General features: G+C 49.8%; 12 protein-coding genes. 9 read left to right on the top strand and 3 right to left on the bottom strand.

Translation table 11 applies throughout. The features are described 5' to 3' along the window. Nucleotides 1-41 precede the first annotated feature (41 nt). Nucleotides 42-539 carry an alpha/beta fold hydrolase gene (locus B5G03_RS07765; RefSeq protein ID WP_087181168.1) on the top strand — a complete coding sequence of 166 codons (498 nt, stop codon included), beginning with the start codon at nucleotides 42-44 and terminating at the stop codon, nucleotides 537-539. A 303-nt stretch (nucleotides 540-842) separates the two neighbouring features. Here the strand turns inward: B5G03_RS07765 and B5G03_RS17020 are convergent, their stop codons facing one another. Then, nucleotides 843-1,100 (bottom strand): hypothetical protein, encoded by a 258-nt coding sequence (locus B5G03_RS17020; RefSeq protein ID WP_140401655.1) that lies wholly within the window; start codon nucleotides 1,098-1,100, stop codon nucleotides 843-845. Nucleotides 1,101-1,306: 206 nt separating this feature from the next. Here B5G03_RS17020 and B5G03_RS07760 point away from each other — a divergent pair, with 206 nt between their 5' ends. From B5G03_RS07760 to B5G03_RS07725, 8 genes are all read left to right on the top strand, one after another. Beyond that, entirely contained in the window at nucleotides 1,307-3,982 is a 2,676-nt protein-coding gene (locus B5G03_RS07760; RefSeq protein WP_087181167.1) for a sensor histidine kinase, read from the top strand. After that, nucleotides 3,975-4,673 (top strand): response regulator, encoded by a 699-nt coding sequence (locus tag B5G03_RS07755; RefSeq protein WP_087181166.1) that lies wholly within the window; start codon nucleotides 3,975-3,977, stop codon nucleotides 4,671-4,673. The genes B5G03_RS07760 and B5G03_RS07755 overlap by 8 nt, the downstream gene beginning before the upstream one ends. A gap of 306 nt (nucleotides 4,674-4,979) precedes the next feature. After that, nucleotides 4,980-5,057, top strand: a complete 78-nt coding sequence (gene kdpF / locus B5G03_RS18170; RefSeq protein ID WP_140401662.1) for a K(+)-transporting ATPase subunit F — start codon at nucleotides 4,980-4,982, stop codon at nucleotides 5,055-5,057. Nucleotides 5,058-5,078: 21 nt separating this feature from the next. Continuing rightward, nucleotides 5,079-6,821 carry a potassium-transporting ATPase subunit KdpA gene (locus tag B5G03_RS07745; RefSeq protein ID WP_087181164.1) on the top strand — a complete coding sequence of 581 codons (1,743 nt, stop codon included), beginning with the start codon at nucleotides 5,079-5,081 and terminating at the stop codon, nucleotides 6,819-6,821. A gap of 12 nt (nucleotides 6,822-6,833) precedes the next feature. Next, nucleotides 6,834-8,894 (top strand): potassium-transporting ATPase subunit KdpB, encoded by a 2,061-nt coding sequence (gene kdpB / locus B5G03_RS07740; protein ID WP_087181163.1) that lies wholly within the window; start codon nucleotides 6,834-6,836, stop codon nucleotides 8,892-8,894. 18 nt (nucleotides 8,895-8,912) lie between these two features. Continuing rightward, on the top strand, nucleotides 8,913-9,554 hold the full coding sequence (gene kdpC / locus B5G03_RS07735; protein ID WP_087181162.1) for a potassium-transporting ATPase subunit KdpC: 642 nt from the start codon (nucleotides 8,913-8,915) through the stop codon (nucleotides 9,552-9,554). Between the two features lie 20 nt (nucleotides 9,555-9,574). Further along, nucleotides 9,575-9,985, top strand: coding sequence for a hypothetical protein (locus B5G03_RS07730; protein ID WP_087181161.1), 411 nt, complete (start codon nucleotides 9,575-9,577; stop codon nucleotides 9,983-9,985). A gap of 93 nt (nucleotides 9,986-10,078) precedes the next feature. Next, entirely contained in the window at nucleotides 10,079-10,465 is a 387-nt protein-coding gene (locus tag B5G03_RS07725) for a hypothetical protein (protein ID WP_140401654.1), read from the top strand. Nucleotides 10,466-10,816: 351 nt separating this feature from the next. On the opposite strand, the gene B5G03_RS07720 is transcribed toward B5G03_RS07725, so the two are convergent. Continuing rightward, nucleotides 10,817-11,677: a hypothetical protein gene (locus tag B5G03_RS07720; RefSeq protein ID WP_087181159.1), complete on the bottom strand. Its 861-nt coding sequence runs from the start codon at nucleotides 11,675-11,677 to the stop codon at nucleotides 10,817-10,819. Between the two features lie 227 nt (nucleotides 11,678-11,904). Further along, on the bottom strand, nucleotides 11,905-12,153 hold a 249-nt coding region (locus B5G03_RS17405; protein ID WP_087181158.1), incomplete at its 5' end, for a DUF6809 family protein.

Genomic DNA, 12,153 nt, shown 5'->3' with positions numbered 1-12,153 from the left:
TATGAATGTGATCCATTTCGGAAGTGGAAAAGAAACAGTAATTGGGAGTCAGTCTGACCGGCCTGGAGGGTCAGGGGGAAGCAGTAGCCGAGGCATATCAGCTGTTTTCAGCACAATACTCTGTTTATCTGTTCGAGAGAAAGAAAACCCTGAAAGAAGGCTATCGCGTTGAAGATATGGCGGAGGATATTTCCCGGGCAATGGAACTGCTCCATTTGGATTCTGCATACGTTTACGGCGTTTCACAGGGCGGAATGATCGCGCAGGTCCTTGCGATCAGATATCCTGAAAAGGTGAAGAAGCTGGTGCTGTGTTCTACCATGAGCAGACCCACAGAAATCATGAAGAGGGTAGGGAAAACCTGGTTGGAACTGGCTGGTAAGCAGGATGTGGTGGCGCTGAATCGAAACTTTTTAGGTTGTGTATTCCGCGGCTTTTCTGGAGAGTGTAAAGAATCTGCTTCCATCTCTGGAAAAGGTCGGAAGTGCAGAGGATTGCTCCCGTTTCTGTATTCTGGTGAAAGCTCTTCTGAATTTTGATGTGTACGAGCAACTGGAACAAATCAAATGCCCCGTACTGGTGATTGGAGATAAAAGAGACCAGACAATAGGGGTAGAAGGCTCTTATGAAATCATTGAGAAGCTGGGCTGTCCTAGTTATATCTACGACCAATATAGTCATGCCGTATACGATGAAGCCCCGGATATAAAAAGAAAAATCATCCAGTTTTTGAGTGACTCTCTTTGAACAAACAGGGTGGTTCCTACCAAAGGAACCACCCTGTTCACGTTTGCAATACACGATTCTGCCTTAAGAAATCAATAAGTTTCTGAAAATGAAAATCAAATGAAGAAATTCAATTTATCAAGTGCGATATTTAAGAAAAAAGCAGCGGTTGCCAATAAACAAACAAGTGCGATGGGCATTCCCCACAGGGCAGCAGCCCAGAACGCCAAAGGATGTTTCGCGAAACAAACAGAGAGTCCTTTTGTGAAAGAAGAAAACAGGAGGCTTTGAGAAGAAAATACGGTATGCTTTGTAAGCTGTCTTTCCTGCGTTGGATGAATTCTTTCTGCCGCGATATGGCTTGATTGCATCATAATAGCTGCACCTCTTTGACGCTTTTCATGGTCATACTATAGCACATAGAGGTCAAAGAAGCCGTTAGGAAACTATTTGGCTTGCTAAGATTTTGTTAAGACGGTTATCTTAATGGAATCTTAATGCGCTGATGAGCCTTCTTTACATTATTTCAAGGCAGAGTATGGTAAAATAAAGACAAAAATGAGAAGCGGGCGATGGAAGATTGGATAATTGGTACGAGTCGGAATACGAAAAAGCAGATAAACCGCGTCAAGGCCGTTTGAAGATATTTTTTGGCTATGCTGCTGGAGTGGGAAAAACTTATGCGATGCTGAAAGCCGCTCATCGTGCGAAGGACCAGGGAGTGGATGTTGCGGTGGGTTATGTGGAAAAGCATACCCGCCCGGATACATTGGCTCTGTTGGATGGACTGGAACAACTCCCCACATTGAAAGTGGAGTACAAAGGAATTATCCTGAATGAGTTTGACTTGGATGCGGCATTGAAAAGACATCCTCAACTACTTCTTGTGGATGAACTGGCACACAGCAATGCAGCGGGATGCCGCCACGCAAAACGATACCAGGATGTGGAAGAGCTGCTGAGAGCGGGAATCGATGTATATACAACGGTCAACGTGCAGCATCTGGAATCCTTAAACGATCTGGTTGCCTCCATAACACAGGTCGCCGTCAGCGAACGGATTCCCGACTCGGTGTTCGATTCAGCAGACCAGGTGGAGCTGGTGGACATTGAACCGGACGATCTGATCCTTCGGCTTCAAGCGGGGAAGGTTTACCAGAGAAATCAGGCTTCTCGTGCGTTGACTCACTTTTTTACCAGAGACAATCTGGTGGCGCTGCGTGAGATTGCGCTGCGCCGCACGGCTGACCGGCTGAGCCGAAATGCACAGCGGACGGGAAACGAGACGGCGGCGAAAGCAGGCGAGCATATTTTGATCTGTTTGTCCAGTTCGCCGTCGAATGCAAAGGTGATTCGTACAGCGGCACGGATGGCGGAGGCGTTTCACAGCAGCTTTACAGCGCTGTTTGTGGAGACGACCGAGACAAAGGAGCTGAAGGGCGAAAACCTGAAGCGTTTGCGCGGTAATCTGCGGTTGGCAGAACAGCTTGGCGCACAGATCGCCACCGTTTATGGAGATGACCCGGCGGTACAGATTGCCGAATATGCAAAGATCAGCGGTATCACAAAAATCGTGCTGGGCCGTACGAATCACAAGTCCACAGTTTTTTTGAAAAGCAAAACACTGGTGGATAAGCTGACGAAACTTGCCGGTGACATTGATGTATATATCATCCCAGACACACAGCCGCTCTATAAAAAGAAACTATCCTTCATTCATATAGAAGATCATAAATTCCGCTGGACAGATTTGATGAAGGTCGTTCTGATTACGGCGGCGGCCACCGGAATCAGTTTTTGCTTCTATACATTGGGGCTGCGAGAAGCAAATATCATTACGGTATATATCTTGGGCGTTTTGCTGACGGCAATCTGGACAAACGGACATCTCTATGGCGCGCTGGCATCGCTGCTCAGTGTTGTTTCGTTCAACTTCTTCTTTACGGTACCGCGCTTCACATTGGCAGCAAACGATCCGGATTATCCGGTCACTTTTTTGATCATGCTGGTAGCCAGTGTGATTTCCAGTACGTTGGCCACACGGGTCAAGAAGCAGGCGCGCCAGTCTGCCCAGAAGGCATATTATATGGAGCTGCTGATCAACAGCAACCAGAAGCTACAGCAGGGGCGCGATGAACAGGAGATCATTCAGATTGCCGCGGAGCAGGTGAGTGCGCTTCTGGACCGGCCAGTGCTCTATGCTTTGGCGATAAAAGGGCAGGAGCTTTCCTTCCAGGTATCGCCGCAAAGCGAAGCAAACAAGCAGCTCAGTACAATGACGCCGGAAGAAAAAGGAGTGGCAGATTGGGTAATAAAGAATAATAAGCATGCAGGCGCGACCACAAATACGCTCTCTCATGCGCATAATCTGTACCTCTCTGTGAGGGGAAATCAGGAAGTCATGGGTGTGATCGGTATTCCGGCAAAGTATTATCAGCCGCTGGAGGTTTTCGAGAAAAACCTGATGATTTCGATTCTGAATGAATGTGGCCTGATTCTGGAACGCAGGCGGCTGCGGGATGAAAAACAGAAAATCGCGCTGGAGACACAGCGGGAGCGGCTGCGCTCCAACCTGCTTCGGGCGATTTCCCATGATCTGCGCACACCGCTTACCAGCATCAGCGGAAATGCGGGTGTCTTGATGGAAAAGAGCATCGCGCTGACGGAAGAGAAAAAGCAGGAAATCTACGCGTCGATTTACGATGACTCCATGTGGCTGGTGGACCTGACGGAAAATCTCCTGTCCATTACAAGGATAGAAAATGGCACGATGCATCTGCAGATGAATGCAGAGCTGATTGACGACGTGTTGCGGGAGGCAATTGCGCATGTTGATCGCCAGGCTACCAGACATCACATTCAGGTGAACCTGGAAGATGATTTGCTGATGGCAAAAATGGATGCCCGGCTGATTGTTCAGGTAATCATCAACATTGTGAATAACGCCATCAAGTATACTCCGGAGGGGTCTCACATCTGCATTTCCGCTGAAAAAGAAGACAGAATGGTATGCATCCACATTGCAGATGATGGACCGGGCATTTCGGATGAGGCAAAGGTGCATCTGTTCGACATGTTCTACACCGCCGGAATTGGAAAAGCCGACAGCCGGAGAGGGCTGGGCCTTGGGCTTAGTCTGTGTCAGTCCATTGTAGAAGCACATGGCGGTGAGATTTTTGTGGAGAATAATGAGCCGCACGGAGCAGTATTCTCGTTTACATTACCTTTGGAGGAAGTGAATTTGGATCGTGTATAAGCCTAAAATTCTGGTGGTGGAGGATGATCCTGCCATTACCAATCTGATGCGAACCACTCTGGATACGCAGGAATATCAATATCATACGGCGAAAAATGGCGCAGAAGCATTGCTGGATGCGGTTTCTTATAACCCGGACGTGATCATATTGGATTTGGGCCTGCCGGATATGGATGGTGTGGAAATTATCCATAAGGTGCGTGGCTGGAGTATGGTTCCGATTATCGTTGTAAGCGCCCGGAGTGAGGACCAGGATAAGGTGGAAGCGCTGGACGCCGGGGCGGACGATTATCTGACCAAACCGTTCAGCATCGACGAGCTGTTGGCTCGATTGCGGGTGGCATTGCGACGCAGCCGTGCAGAGGAAGGTGCAGCCCAGACGCAGAGCAGCATATATCGCAATGGCGGAATTGTGATTGATTATGCGGCCGGCTGCGTATATATGGAAGGAAACGAAGTCCATCTTACTCCCATTGAATATAAGCTGTTGTGCGTACTTGCGAAAAATACGGGAAAAGTGCTGACGCACAATTACATTTTGAAAGAAGTATGGGGGAGCGTGCTGGCTTCCGATACACCCTCGCTGCGTGTGTTCATGGCAACCCTGCGCAAGAAAATTGAGAAAAATCCATCCGATCCCCAATACATTCAGACCCATATTGGCGTTGGATATCGAATGATCCGGCAATGATAGTACAAAATTGATTCAAGGCAGCTCTGATTTCAGAGCTGCCTTTTTGCGTCAAAAGACCTGGAATGTGCCCTTAATAAAGCGGCGCCAGTATCTTAACAGAACCTTTATACGGTGCCTAAAACGCTAAGACCAATTTCACAAAGAAGTTGATAAAATGATTTTGCAAAAACAAAAACAGGAGGATACCGTTATGATGGATCTTATTATGATCGCGGTTTTAGCGGGCTCTGTGGGTCTCATTTATTTGCTGATTGGCTGGTGCCAGAAGCAGGTAGACCGGAGCGAATAAGGAGGAATGAAGCCATGATCGTTCTTGGTGTAGTTGTTGTGTTCCTGGGTGGTTATTTGGTCTATGCTTTGGTACACCCGGAAAATTTTTAATACTTGCAGGAGGAATTGAGTATGCTGCAAATCATCTTGACCATTATCCTTTATCTGATAATGGTAGTTCCGGTGGGTACTTATGTGTATCATATTGCAGCCGGAAAACACACCTTTGCCGATCCGGTGTTTGACCGTGTGGACGGCGTTATTTTCAAAATTGGCGGCGTAGATCCTGACAGCCGGATGAGCTGGAAACGCTATGCGGCAGCACTGGTGGGAACCAATGCTATGATGATCCTTATGGGATATATTGTTCTCCGCATTCAGAGTATTCCGCTGTTCAATCCCAATGGAATCGAGGGAATGGAGGAGTCGCTCTCGTTCAATACCATCATCAGCTTTATGACCAACACCAACCTGCAGCACTATTCCGGTGAATCGGGTTTGTCGTACCTGTCGCAGATGCTGGTGATCATCTTTATGATGTTTGTTTCCGCTGCCACCGGTTACGCGGCCTGCATCGCGTTTATCCGTGGTCTGGCTGGGAAATCAAAGGACAATGTGGGAAACTTTTTTGTGGACCTGGTGCGAATCATCACCCGCGTGCTGCTGCCGTTTTCCATCGTTGGAGGCCTTTTGCTGGTATGGCAGGGCGTTCCTCAGAATTTCTCCGGCAATGTTGCCGTGGATACCATTGAAGGAACAAAACAGGCCATTGCCATGGGTCCCGTTGCCGCCTTGGAGATCATCAAGCATTTGGGAACCAACGGCGGTGGTTTCCTGGGCGCCAACTCCAGCACACCCATCGAGAACCCGACAATCCTTTCCAATCTGATCGAACTGTATTCCATGATGCTGCTTCCCGGTGCCTGTGTAATCACCTTCGGCAAAATGGTTCGTGACCGCAAGAAGCTGAAGGAACAGCCGGAAAAGACCGCACATAAGAGCCTGAGCGTTTGGGTGTATGGACGGGAAGGCCGCAGCATCTTTGCTGCCATGGGGATTCTTTTTGTGATTGGTTTAAGCGTGTGTTTCTGGGCGGAATCGCAGGGCAATCCCGCTCTGGCAGATGCAGGCTTGAGCCAGTCCATGGGAAGTATGGAGGGCAAAGAAGTGCGCTTTGGCATTGCGCAGTCCGCCTTGTTTACCACGACGACCACGTCGTTCACCACCGGCACGGTAAACAACATGCATGACACGCTCACCCCTCTGGGCGGTATGATCCCGATGCTGCACATGATGCTGAATGTGGTGTTTGGCGGTAAGGGCGTCGGCCTGATGAACATGATCCTGTATGCGATTCTGGCCGTGTTTATCTGTGGCCTGATGATCGGCCGGACCCCGGAATATCTGGGCAAAAAGATCGAGGGCCGTGAGATGAAGCTCACCGCTCTGTGCATCATCATTCATCCGCTGCTGATCCTTGCATTTTCTGCACTGGCGGTGGGAACACAGGCGGACCAGGCGGGCATCACAAACCCTGGATTCCACGGGCTTTCACAGGTGCTGTACGAATATGCTTCCTCTGCCGCAAACAACGGCTCCGGTTTTGAAGGCCTGGCGGATAACACCCTGTTTTGGAATATCACGACCGGTCTTGCAATGTTCTTCGGCAGGTATCTGTCCATCGTAATCCAACTGGCGATTGCGGGCTCTCTGATGAAAAAGCGGTTTGTCAATGAATCCGCCGGTACGCTGCACACCGATACGATGAGCTTTGCAGTGATTCTGGTGTTTGTGGTCTATATCTTTGCAGCGCTCACATTTTTCCCGGTGCTTGCACTTGGCCCCATTGCGGAGCATCTGACCCTTTGGGCGTAAGGAGGAACCCCTATGAGCAAAAAAAATCAGAAGCTGGTCACGCCGGATATATTCCGGCAGGCGCTGATCGGCTCCTTTGTAAAATTGAATCCCGTATACATGATGAAAAATCCTGTCATGTTCGTGGTAGAGGTCGGCTGTTTTATTACACTGCTGCTGTCCTTCTTCCCGGGGCTGTTCGGCGATGTGAGCACCGGCACGAACCTGCGGCTGTATAATATCATCGTTTGCGTGGTGCTGTTTATCACGGTTCTGTTTGCAAACTTCGCCGAGTCTGTTGCCGAAGGCCGGGGCAAGGCACAGGCCGCAAGTTTGAAGAAGACGCAGAAGGATACAAAAGCCCGGCTGCTGCTGCCGGATGGCACCGAAAAAGAGGTGCTGTCCAGCGAGCTGAAAAAGGGCGATGTGGTCATGGTCTGCGCCGGTGAAGTGATTCCCGGCGATGGCGAAGTGATTGAAGGCATTGCATCGGTGGACGAATCCGCAATCACCGGCGAATCTGCGCCTGTAGTTCGGGAGTCTGGCGGCGACTTCTGCTCGGTGACCGGCGGCACGACTGTTGTATCGGACTGGTTGAAAATTCGCATTACATCAGATGCTGGAAACAGTTTTCTTGATCGCATGATTGCGTTGGTGGAAGGTGCTTCCCGCAAAAAGACTCCCAACGAGATCGCACTGAACACGCTATTGGTGTCCCTGACCATCATTTTCCTGATCGTTATCGTTACGCTTTATCCCATCGGCATTTATTCCGGCGTTCAGCTGCAGACTTCTACTCTGATCGCGCTGGCGGTTTGCCTGATTCCCACCACGATCGGCGGTCTGCTCTCCGCCATTGGCATCGCGGGTATGGACCGCGTTACCCGGTTCAATGTGATCGCCATGTCCGGCAAGGCGGTGGAAGCCTGCGGCGATGTGGACACCATGATTCTGGACAAAACCGGTACCATTACTTATGGCAACCGTCTGGCCGCCGATTTCTTCCCGGTAGGCAGTGCGAACCGCAGTGATCTGATCCGCTGCGCAGCACTGACCAGTCTGCATGACGATACTCCGGAAGGCAAGTCCACGTTGGAACTGGCGCGTCACCTGGGAGATGACAGCCAGGAGACCAGCGGCTCGGAGTTCATCGAGTTTACAGCCCAGACACGGATGAGCGGCGTTGATCTGCCGAATGGTACGAAGGTGCGCAAGGGCGCGGCGGAAGCAATCGAGAAGTATGTGAAAGCGCTGGGCGGCACGATTCCTTCGGACCTGCATGAGCAGGTGGATAAGATTTCCAGCCTGGGCGGTACGCCGCTGACGGTATGTGAGAATGACCGTATTCTGGGCGTGATCTATCTGAAAGATACGGTAAAACCCGGCATGGTAGAACGCTTTGAGCGGCTGCGTGCGATTGGTATCAAAACCATTATGTGCACCGGTGATAACCCTCTTACCGCGGCGACCATTGCAAAAGAAGCAGGTGTTGACGGATTCATTGCCGAGTGCAAGCCCGAGGACAAGATCGATGTGATCAAAAAGGAGCAGGCAGAAGGCAAGATCGTTGCCATGACCGGCGATGGTACCAACGATGCTCCTGCGCTGGCACAGGCAAATGTGGGCCTGGCCATGAATTCCGGTACGACTGCTGCAAAGGAAGCGGCCAACATGGTGGACCTTGACAGCGATCCGACCAAGATTCTGGAAGTGGTTGAAATCGGCAAGCAGCTGCTGATCACCCGCGGCAGCCTGACTACCTTTTCCATCGCCAACGATATTGCCAAGTATTTTGCGATTATCCCTGCGATGTTCATGATTTCCATTCCTCAGCTCAAGGTGCTGAATATCATGAATCTGGCTACACCGAACAGTGCGATTCTGTCTGCATTGATCTTCAATGCAATCATTATCCCTTGCCTGATTCCTCTGGCGATGAAGGGTGTAAAGTACCGGCCCATGTCTTCCGGCAAAATGCTGGCCCGGAACATGCTGATCTACGGTTTGGGCGGTGTTGTTACGCCTTTTGTGGGAATTAAAATCATCGATACCTTGATTGCCCCTCTGCTCACTGCCATTGGTTCTGGACTCTAAGAAAGGATGCGAACTCCTATGAAAGAATTTTTACACGGCACGCGTCAGGCGGTTCTTGTTACAGTCGTTTTGATGCTGATCTGCGGCTTGCTTTTTCCCTGTCTGCTCACCGGTTTGTCCTCGGTGATCTTCCCGCATCAGGCGGGCGGCAGCCTGATTACCGTAAACGGCACAGCGGTTGGCGCGGAACATGTGGGCCAGGAATTCACGCAGGATTGCTATATGTGGAGCCGTCCGTCTGCCTACCACTACAATGTTTATACCGAGAGCGAAGACGGCAGGAAATACTATAACGACGGCACAGAATTCGGCGGCCTTGCTTCCGGCTCCAACAACTACGCCCCTTCCAATCCGGCGCTTGTTGAGCGCGTGGAAGCTGACATGGAGGCATTTCTGGCAAAAAATCCTGACGTTGAGCGGGGAGATATTCCGACCGACCTGCTCACGGCATCCGGCTCCGGTCTGGACCCGCACATTTCTCCCGAATCCGCCCAGATTCAGCTTCCCCGCATTGCACAGGCCTCCGGTTTGAGCGAGGAAAGCCTGCAGGAAATTGTGGAGCGCAACACGACGGGAAAACTGCTTGGAGTGTTCGGTGAGAAAACGGTGAATGTGCTGAAGGTAAACATCGAGATCGCGCAGGCCATGGGAACTCTGTAAAAAGAAAGGAGTGGCCCATTATGATGGAGATGCATGCGTTCCAGAACGCGAAACAGCTCGAGATTCCATCCCTGGTTGGGCCTGAAAAGCCCGCTGCACAAGATCTTCTTGCGTTTCTGTATGATATGAGTGTATGGACAAAGGCCAGCCCGCAGATCATTGTTGGCGGACAGAGAGAAAGTGATGTGCTTTATGCACTGTTTCGCGGTGTCGCATTCGTAGAGCTGGATTTTCGGCAGGTATTTGGCCCTGAGCTGGCAGTATTGATGCCGCGATGGAAAATTGATGCGTTTACCAATGCCGATTCAACGCAGGAAAGTGTATGGCTTGCCTTGGAAAAACAGGGCACAGCGCTGTATGGTGTGCAGAAAACGCTTTCCGGCCGCGCATCGGAAATGATGCAGGCGCTTTGTTTGCGGATTGTCTGCTAATCGCCAGACCAGGCCAGGACATTAAGAAGTTTGTTTCAATCAACGGATTGGAACAATGGGATTGCAGCGCTGGAATGGGAGTATCATGCGTTTTTGGAACAGGAGAAGATTCCAACCATTTGGCAAAATTGCTGCTTCTGTTATGGCGGCATACTGGAGAAGCTGAAATATTCCGATTGTGTCCAGGCGCTTGATTTTCAGCAGAAGAAAACGCTGTGGTCAGGTTTTTTGAGAGATCGGTTTGATTATGCGGAATTTGAGTGGGTTTATCAACTGATTTGTCAGAATCGCCTGAACGACCGTGTTGAATGGGAGCTTTCTCTGCACGCAGCATTGCAGGATCAGGGGGACACAGTTGATTTTGCTGAATCCGAGTTTAAACTGTATAATGGTCAAAAAAGACCTTGTTACTTCAATTTCGACAGCCATCAGTATGCGCAGCGTGCGCTGCTGAAAATTATGTTTCCGCTTAATTTTTAAAAGAAACAGCAAAGGGGGACGCATGAGATACATGCGTCCCTTTAAGCTGTGTAAAAGTAGGAATAAAAACTCGTGGTCCGATTCTGTTCCATGCAAATTAAGGAATAAAGCAACACGGCAGCAAGACCTTAATTTCCGCCAGGAGCTGTTGGAAAGACGAAATAAAAACGCCTGAATCATTCACACTGGATAGAATGTGCTGGCGTGGACGATAACGCAAAATGTAAGGTCTCTGAGTAAACAATAACGGTATGCTCAGAACAAAAAGGGCCGGCGGAGTTACACACACCCGCTGGCCCTTTTTATGCTGCTTGCATCGTCTTTTCGATTAGTGAACGGTGCATCTTTGAATCAGTAACTCGTACACCAAAAGTTCTGCAGGGATGTGTAACGGTCATGGATCAGAAGGTGATTCTGATCTGGAACAATGCCACACAAAAGCTTTGCTCGTTCCATCATCGAAAGGGGAGGAAGACCCTGTGCTGCTCGATAGCCAATAAGCTCGCAGGGAGTACCGTTCCGGAACACAAAAACACCTGCGGGCTTATCTGCGGAACCGTGCCAATCCAGCGCCGGGCTATCCGGTGTATCACGGATTTCTTGCTGGAAGAAATCCAGATCCGCTGCATCAGCGGAATCTTCTTCAGCAGGCATTTCTTTTTCCGCTTCGAAATCCCATAAGCCCATTGCATCCATTTCATCAAGTTCATACAGAAATTCCTCATCCGGAACAGAACGGATCTCGCAGACCAGTCCTTCTTCCTCATCAGGAGCTTCTACATCCTCCCATTCAGGCGAATCGGCCCAATCCTCTGTTACGTTTCCATTCTCAGCATGCGCACTCATGTTGATGCCCAGCAAATATTCCACTGCGCCCATATCAATTGTGAGCCGCGGATACATTGCGGCCACCTTATACAACCAGTGCAGCGGAGGGGCATTGAGGGTTTGAAATTCAAATACAACGGACTCGCATCCTTCTGTCCACTCCATATCCTGCAACGTTACATCGTCCAACACATCTCCATAACAGCCCCAGCATTCGTAAGGGTCTTCGTCCACATCGCAAGGCACAAGTGCCTCCAATGTAAAGCAAAGCTTCTGAGACTGTTTCTGCCCATTGGTCCGGTGTTTCAGCGTGGCATAAATGAATGTTTTCAGCTCTTCGCTGGGACCAGACACTTTCATCGATACACTGCATTTGTTTGCCATTATTGTTTACTCCTTTTCTTTTTAAAAATCATATAAAAAAGCCATTCCATGACAGTCCGGCAATGCCGGTGCAATCACAGAATGGCTTTTTATCAAAAATAATATTGCAATCTCCAGAGGGCGCACTTAGAGTGGGTAGTTTCGTTGCCCAAAATTCGCGTTGGATTCCTGCTTACCTGTATTATACGAATTACATCTGCTGATATCAATCAATCTTCTGAAAATTTTCAGAAGGTGTCATGTGCAGCTGTATCAACCCGCTTGCGGAGAATTTCCTGAACCTCCTGCATCAGCAGCAGTCCCGCGGAAAATCCGTATTGAAATGCATCGCTACATTCCGTATCACAGACAATCAGCGTCTGTTCCAGCATCTGGTCCACCAGCGCCATATCCTCCTCGCTCAGATTGTTCCGCAGGTCTTTCAGGAGCTGTTCAATCTCCTTGCCCGCCTGTTTGTGCCGGCTGTTTCCTTCCAT

It is taken from the genome of Gemmiger sp. An50 (assembly GCF_002161595.1).
GTDB lineage: Bacteria > Bacillota > Clostridia > Oscillospirales > Ruminococcaceae > Allofournierella.
The sequence above is the reverse complement of the archived record's forward strand: the minus strand, read 5'-3'. Positions and strand labels throughout refer to the sequence as shown.

Excerpts from the sequence above, each read along its gene's own strand:
- B5G03_RS17020 (WP_140401655.1), bottom strand. The coding sequence starts at position 1,100 with ATGATGCAATCAAGCCATATCGCGGCAGAAAGAATTCATCCAACGCAG.
- kdpF (WP_140401662.1), top strand. The coding sequence starts at position 4,980 with ATGATCGTTCTTGGTGTAGTTGTTGTGTTCCTGGGTGGTTATTTGGTC.
- B5G03_RS07745 (WP_087181164.1), top strand. The coding sequence starts at position 5,079 with ATGCTGCAAATCATCTTGACCATTATCCTTTATCTGATAATGGTAGTT.
- kdpB (WP_087181163.1), top strand. The coding sequence starts at position 6,834 with ATGAGCAAAAAAAATCAGAAGCTGGTCACGCCGGATATATTCCGGCAG.
- kdpC (WP_087181162.1), top strand. The coding sequence starts at position 8,913 with ATGAAAGAATTTTTACACGGCACGCGTCAGGCGGTTCTTGTTACAGTC.
- B5G03_RS07730 (WP_087181161.1), top strand. The coding sequence starts at position 9,575 with ATGATGGAGATGCATGCGTTCCAGAACGCGAAACAGCTCGAGATTCCA.
- B5G03_RS07720 (WP_087181159.1), bottom strand. The coding sequence starts at position 11,677 with ATGGCAAACAAATGCAGTGTATCGATGAAAGTGTCTGGTCCCAGCGAA.